The organism is Segatella hominis, from assembly GCF_019249725.2.
In the GTDB taxonomy this organism is placed as follows: Bacteria; Bacteroidota; Bacteroidia; order Bacteroidales; family Bacteroidaceae; genus Prevotella.
The window spans coordinates 2778901-2795994 of record NZ_CP137559.1; the positions used below are offsets into that span (position 1 = coordinate 2778901).

Below are 17094 nucleotides of genomic sequence, written 5' to 3' on the forward strand. Positions count from 1 at the left end.
CTTTACAAAAAACAGACACATCATGACGAAAGAAAAAGGAAATACACCTATTTATATATATAGCGAGAGATGATTGTGGGAAGAAGAGAAACGAAAAAACAGAGACGGGAGTGAAGTAAGAAAGGAGAGAAAGGAGGAAAAAGAAAGACAGAAAGGACAAAAGAAAGAGAGACGAGGAAGGACTGGAAATAAAGACGGAAATGTGCTGGGAAGATAGAGAAAAGAAAGGATTGGGGAGATAGAGGCGAAAAAAAACGAAGGAGAGACGGTAAAGAATAGAAAAGAGAACACGAACAAACAAAAAACAGCCAAAACATTTTGTAATCTCTCGGATTTACATTATCTTTGCAAAAATTTAGGCAGAAGAATAAGCTGAAACTGAAGCAAGAAATAAACTGAAATTGAAGCTAAAATAATTAGCCGAAATAGAAGCAAAAGAACAAGCATAAAATAACAAAAAAAATAAACAACAATGGAAATCATCAACCTAAGCGAGAAAAATTCCATCATCAACCGTTACTTGGCTGAGATGCGCGACTGTGATTATCAGAAGAACCGTTTGCTCTTCCGCAACAATATCAAGAGAATCGGTGAGTATGAGGCTTTTGAAATCTCAAAGACACTTGATTACGAGGCAAAGGATGTGACTACACCGCTCGGTGTAGCAAGGGTCAACCTCCCTACCGACCAGGTTGTCATCGGAACCATCTTCCGTGCCGGACTTCCTTTCCATGAGGGTTTTCTCAACATCTTCGACCACTCCGGCAATGCCTTTGTGAGTGCTTACCGCGAATATACCAACGAGGAACATACCGAGATCGGTGTCCACATCGAATATCTTGCTACTCCAGACCTGACAGACAAGACGCTCATCATCGCCGACCCTATGCTCGCTACCGGCATCAGCATGGAGATGGGCATGAAGGCCTTCATCACCAAGGGTAACCCGAAACATATCCACGTGGCATGTGTCCTTGCTGCCCCAGAAGGCATTGAGCACATCAAGAACACCTTCCCAGAAGAAAAGACCACCATCTGGTGCGCTTCCATCGACGAAGGACTGAACGAGCATAAATACATCGTTCCTGGTTTCGGAGATGCAGGTGACCTCTGCTACGGAAACAAGTTATAAAAACAAGAATTGTTAATTTCCCGTCTCTGCCCGGGTATATTTTTCTCCCTGCCCACGCAAGAATTTTTCCGTGGGCAGGGAAAAATAAAAGTGGGTACAGGGACGAAAAAAATGAAACCTTATTTTCTTTAATAATGGAAAGAACTTCCACCCAAGAACTCGCGTAGCAGCGATGTAGGAGGCAGATTATTATAAGGTATTCCCTTGAAATACTTCAGGAATTTCAGGAGGCGGTAAGCCTCAGCATATTCTTCACAATTCTCTGGCACCAGTTGCAAGAGCGGTTCTGCCTGCATCTTGATAACAGCCAATTCGTAGAGCATCGCCGTATTGAGCATTGCATCCGCATTTTCCTGGAACGGGAAAATCCACTTGTTTTCTCCAGCACGCACTGAAGGCCAGCGATGGATGGTCTCCTGCGCACTCACACCTCTATATTTATTATCGCGGATGATGCGGCGCAACAAACGGTTGTCGGTCGTAGGAATATAATTGTGATTATCAAGCAGAATGGTGGTTAAAGCCGAAGCATAGACGCGATAAATCTTCTCATCAGGAATCTGCGATGTCAGTTCCGGATTCAAGGCATGAATACCTTCCACCACCAGCACATTATGATCGTTCATCTTCAGTTTCTTTCCGCTTCTCTTACTCTTTCCGCTCTGGAAGTCATATTTCGGCAATTCCACCTCCTCGCCACGGAAGAGGGCATTAAACTGCTCATTGATAAGTTTCAGATCCAGGGCATAGATGCTCTCGTAATCATATTCGCCACTCTCATCCTTCGGAGTTTTCTCCCTATCTACAAAGTAATCATCGAGCGAAATCTGCAGAGGTTTCAAGCCGTTTACAGCCAGCTGGATAGACAGGCGCTTGCAGGAAGTAGTTTTACCCGAGGAAGAAGGACCAGCCAGTAGAACAAGCTTTACCCCCTTACGCTGGGCTATATCTTCAGCTATCTGGGCTATTTTCTTCTCTTGCAAAGCCTCGCTGATATTGATAATATCGGTTGAAAATCCTGCAGTAACAGCCTGATTGAAATCGCCTACCGTACGGATACCGATGATATCCTGCCAGCGATGATGCTCCTTGAAGATATCAAACATCTTATCCTGTCTGGTGATTTCGCCCAACTGATCCGGATTCTTAAGAGAAGGAATACGCAGCAGCATACCGTCATAATACTTCTCCAGCCCGAAAAGATAAAGTTCAGAAGTATTGGTAAGGAGTGTACCATAATAATAATCCACGTAATCACCTATTTTATAATAGGTAGTATAGATAGAGCCGGAAGTCTTCAGGAGTTTCACCTTCTCCACATCTCCCTTTTCCTGGAAGAGCGCAATAGCATCCTCGGTAGGCACCATATATCTGCGGATAGGCATGCGGGCATCGATGATTTCCTGCATACGATTACGCAGCATCCCCACCTCCTCCTCGGTAAGTTCCTTACCCAGACGCACATCCACATAAAATCCATTGGAAACAGGGATGTCGATAATCACATCAGGACTGGTAGGAAAAATATCCTTCACCGCCTTGCAGAGCACAAAGAAAAGCGTACGGGTATAGGCCCGGGAACCTGAAGAAGAAGTCATATCGAGGAACTCAAGGTCCTTGCTATTATAAACACGATAATGCATGCCTTCCACCTTGTTATTTACCTTACAGGAGATAGGTCCATGGCTCATTTCAAGGCCAATTTCAGAAAAAATATCAAAAAGTGTGCTACCGATTGCTACTTTCTGAGTTTTTTTGTTATTTTTGCAACGGATTTGTATTACTTGTTTCATTTGCGCTACGTTTATGTTACAATGTTTGACAATAATCCTGCTCCCAAGGAGGTATTTTCATACTTCCCAAGAGTAATCACTTACGTTCGGTAAAGATACGAATAAAAAAGCAACTACGGTGATTTTGAAAACATAAATTAAATTAAAATATGTCGATTTGGATATTTTTCAGGCTTATCGGTGCACTCGCCCTACTGATGTTCGGTATGAAGACGATGAGCGACAGTTTGCAGAAGATGGCTGGACCTCAGCTCCGCCATGTGTTAGGAACCATGACTACCAACCGTTTGACGGGCATCCTCACTGGTACGCTCATCACGGCTGCAGTGCAGTCTTCTACAGCCACGACGGTGATGACGGTATCATTCGTCAACGCTGGTCTCCTCACCCTTGCCCAGGCTATCTCGGTCATCATGGGTGCCAACATTGGAACCACGCTCACCGCATGGATCATGAGTGCCGGTTTCTCATTCAACATCACCGACTTTGTATGGCCGGCATTCTTCTTTGCCATCATCCTTATCTATAGTAAGAAGCGCAAGATCGTCGGCGACTTCATCTTCGGCATATCCTTTATGTTCCTCGGTTTGGGAACTTTACGTCAAACCGGTATCGACATGGATCTGGCTCACAATCAGCCGGTTCTGGATTTTTTTGCAAGTTTTGATCCCCACAGTTTTACCACTACCATCACCTTCCTCCTGATAGGTAGCGTACTCACCATGTGCGTACAGAGTTCAGCAGCCGTCATGGCGATTACGATGATACTCTGCTCCACTGGCGTATTGCCTATCTACCAGGGTATTGCGCTCGTGATGGGCGAGAATATCGGTACTACCGTCACCTCCAATGTGGCTGCGCTTACAGCCAATACGCAGGCCCGAAGGGCGGCGATGGCACACATGGTGTTCAATGTCTTCGGTGTACTCTGGATACTCTGCGTGTTCCGTCCGTTCATCCACCTCGTTTGCGGTTGGGTGGGTTTTGATGATGTGATGGAGAAGAACGATCCTCATTTCGTAGCCAATGCAGCCAAGCTCTCCTTTGTGCTTGCCGCCTTCCATACCACCTTCAACCTCTCCAACACCTTTATCCTGGTATGGTTTATCCCTCAGATAGAGAAGTTGGTATGCAAGATTATCCGTCCTAAGAAGAATGCTGATGAGGATGATTTCCGCCTGCGCTTTATCCAAAGCGGTATCATGAAGACCCCAGAAATCTCTGTTCTGGAGGCACAGAAGGAGATTCACAGCTTCGCCGTGCGTATCCAGCGCATGTTTGGTATGGTGAAGGAACTCTTAGGCGAAACCAACGATGATAAGTTTGTCAAGCTCTATACCCGTATTGAGAAGTATGAAGGTATCTCAGACAATATGGAGATTGAGATTGCCAAGTACCTTGATCAGGTGAGCGATTCCCATCTCTCTGATGAAACCAAGGCTAAGATTCGCGCCATGCTCCGCGAAATTTCCGAGATAGAGAGTATCGGTGACAGTTGCTTCAATATTGCCCGTACCCTGAACCGCCGCATCCGTGGCAAGGAGGATTTCATCCCTTCTCAGTACGAGCACATGCATCAGATGATGGAGCTTACCGACAATGCCCTCACCCAGATGAACATCACCCTCGTAGGTCATAAGGGAGACAACGATGCCAACCTCTCATTCAACATTGAGAACGAGATCAACAACTACCGCAACCAGTTGAAGAGCCAGAACATCAACGATGTGAACAACCATCTCTATACCTATGCCATCGGTACCATGTATATGGATATCATCCAGGAGTGCGAGAAGCTTGGCGACTACGTGGTAAACGTAGTAGAGGCCCGCATGGGTGTAAGACAGCATGAGGCATAAGACTATCCAAGACATCAGATGTAATAGAAGGGGCTATCTGGAATTTGCCGAATAAGATACCTACTTAGAAAACTGTGACAATTGTATAGTTGTCACAGTTTTATTTTGATAGTTACAATACCGGAATACTTTTTGCAAAGAAATGTTTTTGTTTCATACGAGTAATAAAACCGATATGTTATTTTTTGCGTTTATTACCTATAATTAACAAGAGGGTATATCATCATTCATGACACACCCTCTTTCACTTTTATCATCATCCATACTTATACTCACTACATTTTTATCCTTCAAGAACATTCCACTTGATACCTCCATTCTGTCCTGCCACATAATTGCAGGGAGGAATACCAGGATGGGCCAAGTTGGAAAGATAAAGAGGCTCATCGGTCACAAACTGGTGGCAGGTAAACGTATCCCCAGCAGCCAGCTTGCTATTCTGCGATTCCATGACCATGAAATTATCATTTCCCATAAATTTGATGGTAATAACACGACCAGGTTGCCAAGTCAATCTCACCTGGCTGCCTACATCAAGTGCATCCGCAATCAGTCTGCTCTTCATGAAGAACCGGCTTGAAGCTATAGAATTTTCCCCCACAAACGCATCCCAGTCGTAAAAGCCCACCATACGTGACAGCAAGTCGAGGTTGAACTTACTGGGATTACTTTTGCTATTCACATATCCCCACATACGCTTCAACGTACTCACAGAAATCAGTTCTTGGGTATATCCATATATCTGGCGCATCAGGAAATCGAAATCTTTAGGCGAGGCTATCTTTCTTCCCACCAGACGCTCCACCTCCTCCTTGAGTCTATCAAAATCTTCTTTTTTAAAATTCTCTACCATAATCTTAACTCAGATTTTTCCACCTAATTATCATTTATGCAGCAAAGATACACCATTTTTTCCTTTATCATTCTTCTTTCTCTCATTTTTTTGCCACAAATAGAAATTGAACCGTTTTGAACCAAGTTCTTTTTTATAGATTTGTATATTTTTGCAACCAAAAATGATTTTTAACAACATAATTAGTAATTGCAATAAATGAAAATTTTATGAAAAGATTCACATTATGTATTGCCTTTGCATTCATGAGCCTGATTGTCATCCATGCCAAGAGCTATCCATTTGACATGGCTCATAGCTATGAGGTTCAGATTGTAAGAGTTGCACAACAAGGAACAAAGTTCTTAAAAGTATGGGGAGTTGCAGGTTCTCCCGACAAAGCAATAGACAGAGCCATGCAAGATGCCGTAGCTGCCTGTATCTTCACTGGAGTAGAAGGAAATGATATTGCAGGTAAAATCCCTGCTTTAGCAACCAATCAAGATGCTTACGAACAACATAAGCAGTTTTTCGACACCTTTTTCAAGAAAGGAGAATTCTTACAATATGTTAAGAATACCAACTCTGGGTATCCTACTGGCGAGAACAATATCAAGACCGACAAAGGGCGCAAAGTGGGACTCTTTGTTGTTGTCATGTATGATAATCTTCGTAAGCGTTTAGAAGACGAAGGCATTATTAAAAAATTAAACAGTTATTTCTAAAACAAAATCTATAACAATATGAAAAAATTATATTTGTCATTCATTGCATTGTTATGTACTCTTGGGACTTTTGCCCAATCTACAGTAGAAAACATCAATCAGCCCAAAGCCATGAAACCGATTATCATGGTAGTGCCAGAGAAGGCATGGTGTATAAACCAGGGATTCGTGAAGGCTGATGATCCAAATTCCCCAGACTATGAAAAAGCATTGCTCGATAACGATGTACTCAATGTCATCACAAAAATGGGCGGTATCATGCAAGAACGTGGTTATCCCCTAAAGAACCTTCAAAGTGCACTCGATGAATTGAAGAATGAAGAGGCAATGGATACTGAACTCAAATCAAAAGATAATGGTGAGATTATGGAAGATGAACTCGACATGTTGACACGAGTCGCACAGGCCGATATTCTGGTGAACATTGCTTTCACTCGCACTTCCTATGGTCCACGCAACATGGTAGAGTTTCGTGTTACCTCTATTGATGCAGCCACAAACAAACAGATAGGTGGTGAGACTGGAAGAAGTTCAGCTTCTGGAGCCCCAATCTCTGCCTTATTGGAAGAATCTGTCCTCGGATTTATCGACAATTTTACAGGTAGTATACAAAGACATTTCGAAGATTTAGCAACCAATGGACGAGAAGGTTCAGTTATCTTCAAGATAGCAAGCGATTGTCCGCTTAACTTCGAATCAGAGATAAGCCTCAACGGAGATACTGGCGAACTTAACGAAGCAATAGATTATTGGATGAATGAACATACCGTGAATGGTTCTTTCACCCAAAATGGAAAAACCCGCACCCGTCTCTCTTACGAGCAGGTACGCTTCCCACTATTTGCCAAAGCTAAGTTTGGCGGAAAACCAAGAGCCATCAATATGGATACCTTCATCAAGCCAATCGGCAACTTCCTCTCTCAGTTTGGCATATCCGTATCTACGACTCCAATAGGAATCGGAAAAGTCTATGTTGTTTTAGGTGGCAAATAAACACAACTAAAGACTTTACAATAGCACACAAAAACAATTCTAAAAGTATCGACAAATGAGAATCAAGCAAATATTTATCAGCATAGCCATTGCATTGATAAGTTCAACATTGGCCCATGCACAAACAACAAAAGACATCGGTTTGATTTGCCTAAACCCACATATTCCCGAGACAGAGGCTTTAGGGCAGAAGGCTACATCCATGCTTACCAGTAAGTTACAGCAGATAGCTACTGCCAATGGTATGTCGGGCGCAGGATTTGACAATCGCTTCATCATCACTGCTCACATTCAAAAGCTCAAGAGTAGCCAGACACAGACTTTTCCTCAGAAAAATGCGGTAGAAATAAGTATCGGCATCTATGTAGGTGACGGTTTGGACGGAACACTCTATTCAAGCTATAATTGCGAGGAGAAAGGTATCGGCAGTTCTGAGGATCAAGCTATAGCAGCCGCAGTAAGAAAAGTGAATCCGAACCAAGAAGAACTACAAAGAGCCATCATCAAAGGTAAAGAAATGATTTTAAAGTATTATGATAAAATGTCTGGCAATATCATTCAGACTGCTAAAGCTACTGCTGCAGCAGGTAGATATGAGGACGCCATCAATATGCTCTTTGCCATCCCTATGAACAATAAGGATTTTCAGACCGCACAGTCGTTGATTGCCCAATATGGCAGCGCATCACTCGACCATAAGAATCTGGACGTAATACGTCAGGCTCGCTCTGCATGGAGTGCAAATCCTACAGAAGAAGGAGCAACACAGGCTAACAAACTGTTAGAAAACTTAGAGTCTCCGTCTGCTAAGATACAAGCAGAGGCGAAACAACTGCAAGTAGAAATGGCTGCAAGGATTAAGGCAGTAAGTGACAGAGAATTCAAACTGGAAGCTCAAAAAGAACAAAACGAAAAAGAGGTTAGATTAGCAGGAATTCGTGCTGCAGCATCTGTAGCAAAAGCTTACGTTGCCAGCCGTCCAAGAGTAGTATATCACTACTACTGGTGGTAAAAACATAAGCTTATAATGATTATTAAATCAAGGAATTAAATAAAACTCATGATAATGAAAAAGAACATCGCATTTGCATTCCTCGTTTTCGGAGGAATTTTAGCATTGTCTTCTTGCAAAGACGACGACATGGAAGTCTATGTGGGAGAAGACCTTAGAGACAAAGAAATCATAGAGGCTATCAAGGCATTGCCAGAGCCTAAAACAGAAATTGATGAAAATGACATCGATGCAAATTTCAAGTATCTAAAACCTGACGGATACTCAGGATACACATCATACAGTGGTGGAAGAAGCGGTTACTACGGATATGTGGATTTAGGACTGTCAGTGAAATGGGCAACAAACAATATCAATAACCCATTGAGCAATAATGAAGATTATATCAGTGCCAAGGATTTGTTTGAAAAAGAGACAAAACAAATTACCAAAGTAGAACGACCAGGTGTAAAGGAATTCAACCAACAATTTCCTACAGTCATGAGCTATGATGAATACCTTGTCTATGCCGACATGAAGATACTTGCCGCAGAATATCAGGAATATGAAAAGTACCTAGACAAGATAGACAACGCATATTCTAAGGCAATAAATACGTATAACAGCAATGCTCGCGATTTCAAAGAGCTCATCGACAATGTTGGTCGTGCCTATGCCTGGGGAGATTTAGACGGCTGGGCAAATCATGCCCAAAGTGGCGATGACTCACCTCAGAATATTTCAGGAAAAACAGGATACGATGCTGCAACTTATCTTATCGGCGATGGCTGGCGCATTCCTACAAGAGCCGAATGGCAGGAACTGGTAGATAAGTGCCAGTGGGAATTACACGACAATTACTGGCTCATAAAGGGACCATCAGGAAAGAAAATCATTCTTCCTAATCGAAATCCTGCTTATAACACTTCGGAAAGAAGTAACTATAAGTCAGAGGGTAACTACAAATACGATGTGTATCAATTTAATGTAGAGAAAAAGAAAATCGAGCAAAAAGACCCTTATTATAATAGTGCTCTCATCCGTCCAGTTTACTCAAAATAATAAGTAGAAAAAATGAAATATAATAAAATGAAATATCTTATAGCCACCTTGCTCTTATGCTTGGTTGCTGCTCCACTCTCAGCCAAGAAGAAAGTATTCTATGACTCAAAGAGTAACATCGTAGGAATCACTGGTGATTACAACTTTCTGAAATATGCAGATAAGTTCTATCCACTGAATGTTCAAATACCGACAGATTCATATTCTTCTCCAAAAGATAAATGTGAATATTGGAACAAGCTCAATTTTGGAAAAAAGATTCTGGATGAGCTATTCTGCTACGATGGAAATTCGCTTTCAGAAGAAAGATTAAAGGAACTCGCTCTCCAAAATGTACTCAAGGCAGACGATGAACGCGCCTCTATCGGTGTCATTGGTAAGGATAATATATTGAAGGAAGACTATCTGCCTATCCTTGAAAATCAGTATATCTTCATCAATCAAAGTATCAAGCAACGAATCGGTAAAGGCGACAAAGCTCGCTGGAGTATTTACAAGGTGAATATCGACAAAGATGTGCTTAATCAGGTATTCAACTCTTGGAACGATATGGAAAAATACAACATGATTAAAGTTAAGATAACACTCGTTGCCTCTGGAGAGGCCAAAAATAGTTACAACATTTGGGACACCACTAATTCTACAAACTCTCCTGCAGTACAAAGCCTGAAAGGAAAGACCAAGAGAAAAATTGCATATGAAGTTCCTGCTTTTGCCATTCGTGGACAAGTTTTGGGCCGCCACCCTTTCAAGATGAATATAGGTAGCGAAGTTGGTATTAAGAACCGAGATAAAGTTGTTATCTACCGCGCTAAAGAAAAGAACGGCAAGATGTATTCATCAAGAGTCTCCACAACAAGAGCCTGCAACGTCAAAGATAGTGTTGCAAACCTTTACACATTTGCAGGAGGCCAAGCTTCTTATAAGAAAGGTGACGTTGCTGTTTACCAGCCAAGCAGAAACTCCAGCTGGACCATATCTGGCAACTATATGGACCACTCCTATAACCTCAACTTCACCTTTGATCATCGTTTGAAGTTAAGTCCGATAGGCATCTCACAATATTTCATGCTGATGATGGGCGTGGGTGGTTATGAGAAATCTGAGAAGCGCCTCTATGCCACCAACAATGGATCACTGGTCTATAGTCCAATCATTGCAAACTTTGGTCTTGGCTATGGCATTGGCTATGAGTTTGCCCACTGTATAGAGATACAACCGTATGTCCAGGCTCAATGGGAAGGTATGTTCTTTACCAAGAAGGAGTCATCTCCCTATGATGGTACAGATGGTGCATCATATGCAAGTGGTGCGACCTCCAACTCTGTCCGTTTCCCTCTGGGTGCAAGGGTAAACCTGAACATTTGTTATCCAGTACAGTTGGTAGTGGGTGCAGAGTATATCTTCAATGTAAAGTTCAAGGTTGCCAAGGATACAGAGAAGCGTGTACACAATGACCCAGAGAAATTCTTCTTTGAGCCTACAGGTTACAAGCGTGATGGCTTGAACATCTATGCCGGTTTAAGATTCAACTTCTAATTTATATAATCACAAAATCCTTCCCTTCGTTTCCAACAAAAGCGAAGGGAAACTAACGAAACATGAAAAAGAAATATGTATTTATGATAATGCTTGCAAGTGTCATAGCAAGTATCACAAGTTGCTCTAACAACAAGAGCAACAAAGAAGAAAATGGAATGGATTCTGTCGCTATAGCTCAAGCTAAGGCTGACAGTATTGCAAGAGTTGATAGTATCGCTCGTGCTGATAGCATCGCTAAAGCTGACAGTATAGCTAAAGCAAATAATCTTGTTGTCGGTATGAAAGTAAGTGAGGCTTTGCAGAAGCCTGGGGTCAAGAAAGCCTGCATTGACGGTTTTGACGGATTGCATGAAGGAGAAAAATTGATTTTGATACAAAATGGTAAGAAGTTCCTTACTAATATAGGCTATACCATAAGAACAGGATATCCACTTTGCAGCAATCTAAAGTTCGATATGATGCCTGATTCTTATGAGCAAGATCTCACTTTAGTTAGAGCTAAAGACTGCACAGCATCCGCAAAAATTATAAAAGAACTAAAAAAATAAGCACATGAGACATTTACTTTTTTCAACCTTAGCACTTTGCTTAATTGCATCATTAACCTCTTGCGGCAACAAACAAGCCCAAACTACAGGCGATACAGACAGTACGGCAACTAAGGACACAATTGTCGCAGAAAAAGTTGAGCCACAGGTTGATTCAACCAAGATTTTTAGCGATACAGTTGCTCAAAGAGAGAAAATGACATACAAGGTAACCAGCCAGGTGGAAGACGACATCGTATATGATGACGAAAGAGACTTAAACAAGAGCACTTACACAGTATCTTTACGCATCACATTTAAGAGTAATGGAAAAGTTAGCATCAAGGAAGTTATTCAAGATGAGGGCTCTTGGAGTGGAGAATGGGAATCTAATGGCTATGATGTAACCATTTATACCAAAGAGTTCACTCTGAAAGGTACAATATCAGAGGATTATAAAACCTTTAAGCTTTCCTCTGAATCTATCCGTAAGTTAAGCTGGGATGGTTCTAGAAAATTGAAACTTCAATAACTTTATTACACTCACGCCTTTTCCTATGATATAAAGAAAAAGGCGTGAGAGTTTCTTATTAAAGTAAAACTTTTCATAAAAATACCGTTATTTATATTCCTCAATATTTCTGAAACATCCCCAGACCGACCGCCGGTAAGCCGCAGCACTACCTTTAGGCACATAGAGAACAACATGCTCAAAACAAGCGAGATTGAAGACATCGGGCATCTTCACCTTCCAGATATCATTGCCTAGTACAGGTGGCGTCTTGCAACGAAAAGAGATGCTTTCAAGCTGCGGACTGTCATCAAAGATATGCTTCATCACATGAAGGTCTGGATTATCTGGAAACATAATCCGCCGAAGCTGAGGAAGTGCGGCAAAAGCGCTGTCTTCTATTTCATCCACCCGATAACTCATGCCCTGATAATTTACCGATAGCGGTATCTCTATAACCGAATCTTTCTCATTGGCAGCACAAACGGTCACCAGACCTCCGCCCCACGATTTATACTCCAGATTGCCAACCGTAAAATGAGCAACCACATCGTATAGCTCAGCAGGTTTCGTCACCTTATTATATATTGCAACACCGGAAGCCACCAGCACCAGGAAAAAGGTAATCCAAACCATGGTTACCAGGCGATGCTGGAACGACCAGATATGCATGCGCAAAGAATGAACATTAGGATAGCGCTGCTCCATAGGACAGAGACATCGCTTAATCACCCAACGGTAAGAGAGACCGAGATGCATCTCTTTCAGAATGACACCTAAGCTATAGATATCATTGCGCACATCAGGCATACTATCCTTCTGCTGCTCAGGAGAAACGTAGCCATCTGTACCTGCAGGACTCTTCAGGATAGCATAACTGTCGGCATCTGACAAGCCGAAATCTATCAGCTTGATGGTTCCCCCATTTCGGGCTACCATAATATTGGCTGGTTTTAAGTCGCGATGCACTATCTGCTGGTCATGCACATATTCCATCACCTGCAAGAGCTGCCGAACTATCTGGCTCCGCTCTGCGCAGGAATGCTTCTGGGTGAGCCATTCATCAAGCGTCACTCCGTCCACCCATTCCATCACGATACATCTGCCATACCCCTCAACTTCTTCCAAACCTTCTACCTTTACGATGCCCGGATGATCCAGGCGAGCCAGAATATCATATTCTTTCTGCTGAAGTTGCAAATAGGTTGAATCAAAACGTACATCGGGGGCTAACGCTTTCAATATCCACCACTGTCCATTGCGCTTGGCACGGAACAGGATATTAAAACCGCTAGACGAGAGTTCGGAGATTTCTGTATAAGATTCCGTAACTTCGCCAACAAGAGGGAAAATAAAACCTGACACTTGATTCATAACTGCAAAGTTAGCATAAAAAAGTGATTTAACAAAGAGAAAGAAAGAAATTTGGTGCAACATAGAGGATAACTCAATTTTTTGTTGTATTTTTGCAGGCGAAATTGCAATTTTATAATCATTAATGAAGATTTTAGTAACAGGTGCTTCGGGTTTTATCGGGAGCTACATTGTGGAGGAAGCTCTCCGACAAGGCATGGAAACATGGGCAGCAGTACGCCCTTCAAGTTCCAGAAAATACCTGCAAGACGAGCGCATCCATTTCATCAACCTCAATCTTTCTTCTAAGGAAGAACTTATCAGCCAGTTAGACGGACAGGAGTTCGCCTATGTGGTTCATGCGGCAGGCGCTACCAAGTGTCTGCATGCAGAAGATTTCTATCGTGTGAACACCGAGGGTACCAAAAATCTCGTAGGTGCGCTTATCGCCCTCAAGATGCCTATCAAGCGGTTTGTATTCGTCAGCTCGCTCAGCATCTTCGGTGCCATCAGAGAAGAACAGCCTTATCAGGAAATCACGGAACATGATACGCCCCACCCTAACACGGCTTACGGCAAGAGCAAATGGGAAGCAGAGAAATATCTGGATAGCCTCGGCATCCAGTTCCCTTATATCATCCTGCGACCTACCGGCGTATATGGTCCAAGAGAGAAGGACTATTTCCTGATGGCAAAAAGCATCAAGCAGCATGTGGACTTTGCCGTGGGATACAAGCGCCAGGACATCACCTTCGTATATGTACAGGACGTGGTGCAGGCCGTCTTCCTCGCTCTCGATCATGGTATGAACGGCAGAAAATACTTCCTCAGCGACGGAGGTGTTTATCAATCTACTGCATTCAGCGACCTGATCAGAAAGGAACTTGACAATCCTTGGATGCTGCGTATCAAAGCTCCTATCTGGGTTTTGCGCATCGTAACATTCTTCGGCGAATACATCGGCAGAATAACCGGAAAGATGTCAGCGCTCAACAATGACAAATACAACATCCTGAAACAGCGCAACTGGCGATGTGATATTGAACCAGCCATGGACGAGTTGGGCTATCATCCACATTATCCTCTGGAGCGTGGCGTAAAACTCGCCATCAAATGGTACAAGGAAAACCATTGGCTCTGATTTCTGATCAAGGATCCGAAAAAGAAGGATTATTTGACAGGAAGGCCTAAAGGATTTGGCAGAAAACCCGACAAGATAAAGAAATAGATATTCATAAAGTTCAAAGAAAAAACGTGATAAAAGATTATTTTAAGATAGAGAAGAACCCGAAAAAAGGGCTGTTGGCGCTGGAATGGGTAATGCTCGCCTATATGATTCTGACAGTAGCAACCATGCTCTTCACTTACACCAAACTCATGAATCCCGAATCCATGATCTGGGGTCGCATCAGAGTGCTTGTGATGACGGGAGCGCTATGGGGTGTATATCGCATGGTGCCTTGCAGGGCTACTAAACTTGTGAGAGTGGCGGCTCAGATGGCGCTGCTGGCATGGTGGTATCCGGATACTTACGAGATCAACCGCATGTTCCCCAACCTCGACCACGTGTTCGCAGGATGGGAACAGCAGCTTTTCGGTTGCCAGCCTTCACTCCTTTTCTCCAAAGCCCTACCTTGGGCTGTGGTAAGCGAACTGATGGATATGGGCTATTTCATGTATTATCCGATGATAGCAGCCGTCGTATTCTTCTATTTCTTCTGCAGATACAGGGAGTTTGAGCGCATTTCCTTCGTAATGCTCGCCTCATTCTTCATCTATTATGTGATATTCATCTACGTGCCGGTAGCCGGTCCTACCTTCTATTTTGATGCTGTAGGCGTACGCGAAATCACCAAGGGAATATTCCCAGCCATGGGCGATTATTTCAACACCCATACCAACTGTCTACCGTCTCCAGGCTACACCGACGGTATATTCTATCATCTGGTAGAGGATGCCAAGGCTGCAGGCGAACGACCAACGGCAGCTTTCCCAAGTTCGCACGTCGGAATCAGTACCATCTGCATGCTGATGGCATGGCATACAGGAAATCGCAAGTTGGTATATATCCTCCTGCCATTCTATGTGTTCCTCTGCATGGCTACCGTTTACATCCAGGCACATTATCTCATCGATGCCCTGGCAGGTTTTGTTTCTGCCGTCGTCATCTACTTCCTGCTGATGTATCTTTCCAAGGGAATGACAGAGAAAGTTGGAATAAGATAAAAATTCACAATAGTACAAAAAGACATGACCATCAAGAAAGATGGTGATTATCAAGTATATTATCCAATAACATTATATAATAAAGTAGAATTCATCTAGAACAATGAAGAAACTATTTATTGAAACTTACGGCTGCCAGATGAACGTGGCTGACAGCGAAGTTGTAGCCTCTGTGATGCAGATGGCTGGTTATGAAATCTGTGAGAAAGAAGAAGATGCTGATGCTATTTTTCTTAACACATGCAGTATCCGAGAGAATGCGGAAAACAAGATTTATCATCGCCTCGACACCCTTCATGCTGAGCAGAAAAAGGGCAGAAAGGTAATCCTCGGTGTGTTGGGCTGTATGGCTGAGCGAGTGAAGGATGACCTCATCCAGAACCACTATGCCAACCTGGTTTGCGGTCCTGACAGCTATCTCAACCTGCCAGATATGATCGCACAATGCGAAATGGGCACCAATGCCATCAACATCGAACTTTCCAAGACCGAGACTTACCGTAACATCGTGCCTCAGCGCATCGGTGGCAACAGAGTGAGCGGTTTCGTAAGCATCATGCGTGGCTGCAACAATTTCTGCCACTACTGCATCGTACCTTATACTCGCGGACGTGAGCGCAGCCGTGATGCTGAGAGCATCCTTCGAGAGGTTCGCGATTTGCAGCAGCGTGGTTTCAAGGAGGTTACCCTGCTTGGTCAGAACGTGAACAGTTACGGTCTCTCGCCATCAGGAAAGCGCGAGGAAGGCAGTCTTTCCTTTGCGGAACTCCTCCACATGGTAGCCCAGGCTGTACCAGATATGCGCGTGCGCTTCACCACCTCTAACCCAGAGGATATGACCGAAGACATCCTCCATGCCATCGCCGAAGAGCCAAACCTCTGCAAGCATATCCACTTCCCTGCACAGAGCGGAAGCAACAAGATACTGAAGCTGATGAACCGCAAATACACCCGCGAGGAATATCTGCAGCGCATCGCTGACATCAAGCGCATCATCCCAGGCTGCGGCATCACTACCGACATCTTCGTGGGTTATCACGACGAAACAGAGGAAGACCATCAGCAGACCCTCTCGCTGGTGAAAGAAGTTGGCTTCGACAGCGCCTTCATGTTCAAGTATTCAGAGCGCCCGGGCACCTACGCCGCCAAGCACCTGCCAGACAATGTTTCGGAAGAAACCAAGATAGCCCGCCTCAACGAACTGATCAAACTCCAGACAGAGGTGAGCGCAGAGCAGAACAAGAAAGATGAGGGTAAGGAATTCACCATCCTCATCGAGAACTTCAGCAAGCGTAGCCGTGAGCAGATGATGGGTCGCACAGAGCAGAACAAGGCGGTAGTCATCGATAAGGGCAACCACCATATCGGCGAATTCGTAAAGGTTCGCATCACCGGTTCCACCTCTGCTACCCTCTTCGGCGAAGAAGTGAAAGAATAACTCAAAATAAACAGAAAATGGCACTTTTACCTACCCAAAACAGGTAAAAGTAGCCTTTTTCTTCATACTTTTAGCGAAAAAACACAAAATCATTTTGTAGTTTTCTCCAA

15 protein-coding genes are annotated in these 17094 nt (G+C 43.4%); 12 read left to right on the top strand and 3 right to left on the bottom strand.

The annotated features are described in order from the left end of the window. The first annotated feature begins 472 nt into the window (after nt 1-472). Nucleotides 473-1132, top strand: coding sequence for a uracil phosphoribosyltransferase (upp, locus tag KUA50_RS11285; RefSeq protein WP_218456078.1), 660 nt, complete (start codon nt 473-475; stop codon nt 1130-1132). 128 nt (nt 1133-1260) lie between these two features. Here the strand turns inward: upp and KUA50_RS11290 are convergent, their stop codons facing one another. Continuing rightward, entirely contained in the window at nt 1261-2925 is a 1665-nt protein-coding gene (locus KUA50_RS11290; protein WP_218456077.1) for a nucleoside kinase, read from the bottom strand. 149 nt (nt 2926-3074) lie between these two features. Here KUA50_RS11290 and KUA50_RS11295 point away from each other — a divergent pair, with 149 nt between their 5' ends. Continuing rightward, nucleotides 3075-4784, top strand: coding sequence for a Na/Pi cotransporter family protein (locus KUA50_RS11295; RefSeq protein ID WP_134843474.1), 1710 nt, complete (start codon nt 3075-3077; stop codon nt 4782-4784). Nucleotides 4785-5067: 283 nt separating this feature from the next. On the opposite strand, the gene KUA50_RS11300 is transcribed toward KUA50_RS11295, so the two are convergent. Further along, nucleotides 5068-5637, bottom strand: a complete 570-nt coding sequence (locus tag KUA50_RS11300; protein ID WP_218456076.1) for a hypothetical protein — start codon at nt 5635-5637, stop codon at nt 5068-5070. Between the two features lie 209 nt (nt 5638-5846). Between KUA50_RS11300 and KUA50_RS11305 the strand changes: the two genes are divergently transcribed. The 7 genes from KUA50_RS11305 to KUA50_RS11335 all read left to right on the top strand — a co-directional run bounded on the left by KUA50_RS11305 (nt 5847) and on the right by KUA50_RS11335 (nt 11988). Continuing rightward, on the top strand, nt 5847-6341 hold the full coding sequence (locus tag KUA50_RS11305) for a hypothetical protein (RefSeq protein ID WP_218456075.1): 495 nt from the start codon (nt 5847-5849) through the stop codon (nt 6339-6341). Nucleotides 6342-6359: 18 nt separating this feature from the next. Next, entirely contained in the window at nt 6360-7334 is a 975-nt protein-coding gene (locus KUA50_RS11310; RefSeq protein ID WP_218456074.1) for a DUF6175 family protein, read from the top strand. Nucleotides 7335-7389: 55 nt separating this feature from the next. Continuing rightward, nucleotides 7390-8346, top strand: a complete 957-nt coding sequence (locus KUA50_RS11315; RefSeq protein WP_218456073.1) for a hypothetical protein — start codon at nt 7390-7392, stop codon at nt 8344-8346. Between the two features lie 54 nt (nt 8347-8400). Further along, nucleotides 8401-9387 (top strand): hypothetical protein, encoded by a 987-nt coding sequence (locus KUA50_RS11320; protein WP_218456072.1) that lies wholly within the window; start codon nt 8401-8403, stop codon nt 9385-9387. 12 nt (nt 9388-9399) lie between these two features. Further along, nucleotides 9400-10926, top strand: a complete 1527-nt coding sequence (locus tag KUA50_RS11325; protein ID WP_218456071.1) for a hypothetical protein — start codon at nt 9400-9402, stop codon at nt 10924-10926. A gap of 62 nt (nt 10927-10988) precedes the next feature. Continuing rightward, a complete protein-coding gene (locus tag KUA50_RS11330; protein WP_218456070.1) occupies nt 10989-11477 on the top strand; it encodes a hypothetical protein in 489 nt (162 codons plus the stop codon). 4 nt (nt 11478-11481) lie between these two features. After that, nucleotides 11482-11988 (top strand): hypothetical protein, encoded by a 507-nt coding sequence (locus KUA50_RS11335; RefSeq protein ID WP_218456069.1) that lies wholly within the window; start codon nt 11482-11484, stop codon nt 11986-11988. 87 nt (nt 11989-12075) lie between these two features. Here KUA50_RS11335 and KUA50_RS11340 read toward each other — a convergent pair whose 3' ends face one another. Beyond that, nucleotides 12076-13341 (bottom strand): serine/threonine protein kinase, encoded by a 1266-nt coding sequence (locus KUA50_RS11340; RefSeq protein WP_218456068.1) that lies wholly within the window; start codon nt 13339-13341, stop codon nt 12076-12078. A 124-nt stretch (nt 13342-13465) separates the two neighbouring features. Between KUA50_RS11340 and KUA50_RS11345 the strand changes: the two genes are divergently transcribed. From KUA50_RS11345 to miaB, 3 genes are all read left to right on the top strand, one after another. Then, entirely contained in the window at nt 13466-14461 is a 996-nt protein-coding gene (locus tag KUA50_RS11345; protein WP_218456067.1) for an NAD-dependent epimerase/dehydratase family protein, read from the top strand. A gap of 113 nt (nt 14462-14574) precedes the next feature. Next, the gene (locus tag KUA50_RS11350; protein ID WP_218456066.1) at nt 14575-15546 is read left to right on the top strand and encodes a phosphatase PAP2 family protein; all 972 of its coding nucleotides are present in this window, start codon (nt 14575-14577) and stop codon (nt 15544-15546) included. A gap of 103 nt (nt 15547-15649) precedes the next feature. After that, entirely contained in the window at nt 15650-16984 is a 1335-nt protein-coding gene (gene miaB / locus KUA50_RS11355) for a tRNA (N6-isopentenyl adenosine(37)-C2)-methylthiotransferase MiaB (protein WP_218456065.1), read from the top strand. Nucleotides 16985-17094: the final 110 nt, after the last annotated feature.

Bases quoted from the DNA above. Each gene is read 5' to 3' on its own strand.
- upp (WP_218456078.1), top strand. From the start codon at position 473: ATGGAAATCATCAACCTAAGCGAGAAAAATTCCATCATCAACCGTTAC.
- KUA50_RS11290 (WP_218456077.1), bottom strand. From the start codon at position 2,925: ATGAAACAAGTAATACAAATCCGTTGCAAAAATAACAAAAAAACTCAG.
- KUA50_RS11295 (WP_134843474.1), top strand. From the start codon at position 3,075: ATGTCGATTTGGATATTTTTCAGGCTTATCGGTGCACTCGCCCTACTG.
- KUA50_RS11300 (WP_218456076.1), bottom strand. From the start codon at position 5,637: ATGGTAGAGAATTTTAAAAAAGAAGATTTTGATAGACTCAAGGAGGAG.
- KUA50_RS11305 (WP_218456075.1), top strand. From the start codon at position 5,847: ATGAAAAGATTCACATTATGTATTGCCTTTGCATTCATGAGCCTGATT.
- KUA50_RS11310 (WP_218456074.1), top strand. From the start codon at position 6,360: ATGAAAAAATTATATTTGTCATTCATTGCATTGTTATGTACTCTTGGG.
- KUA50_RS11315 (WP_218456073.1), top strand. From the start codon at position 7,390: ATGAGAATCAAGCAAATATTTATCAGCATAGCCATTGCATTGATAAGT.
- KUA50_RS11320 (WP_218456072.1), top strand. From the start codon at position 8,401: ATGAAAAAGAACATCGCATTTGCATTCCTCGTTTTCGGAGGAATTTTA.
- KUA50_RS11325 (WP_218456071.1), top strand. From the start codon at position 9,400: ATGAAATATAATAAAATGAAATATCTTATAGCCACCTTGCTCTTATGC.
- KUA50_RS11330 (WP_218456070.1), top strand. From the start codon at position 10,989: ATGAAAAAGAAATATGTATTTATGATAATGCTTGCAAGTGTCATAGCA.
- KUA50_RS11335 (WP_218456069.1), top strand. From the start codon at position 11,482: ATGAGACATTTACTTTTTTCAACCTTAGCACTTTGCTTAATTGCATCA.
- KUA50_RS11340 (WP_218456068.1), bottom strand. From the start codon at position 13,341: ATGAATCAAGTGTCAGGTTTTATTTTCCCTCTTGTTGGCGAAGTTACG.
- KUA50_RS11345 (WP_218456067.1), top strand. From the start codon at position 13,466: ATGAAGATTTTAGTAACAGGTGCTTCGGGTTTTATCGGGAGCTACATT.
- miaB (WP_218456065.1), top strand. From the start codon at position 15,650: ATGAAGAAACTATTTATTGAAACTTACGGCTGCCAGATGAACGTGGCT.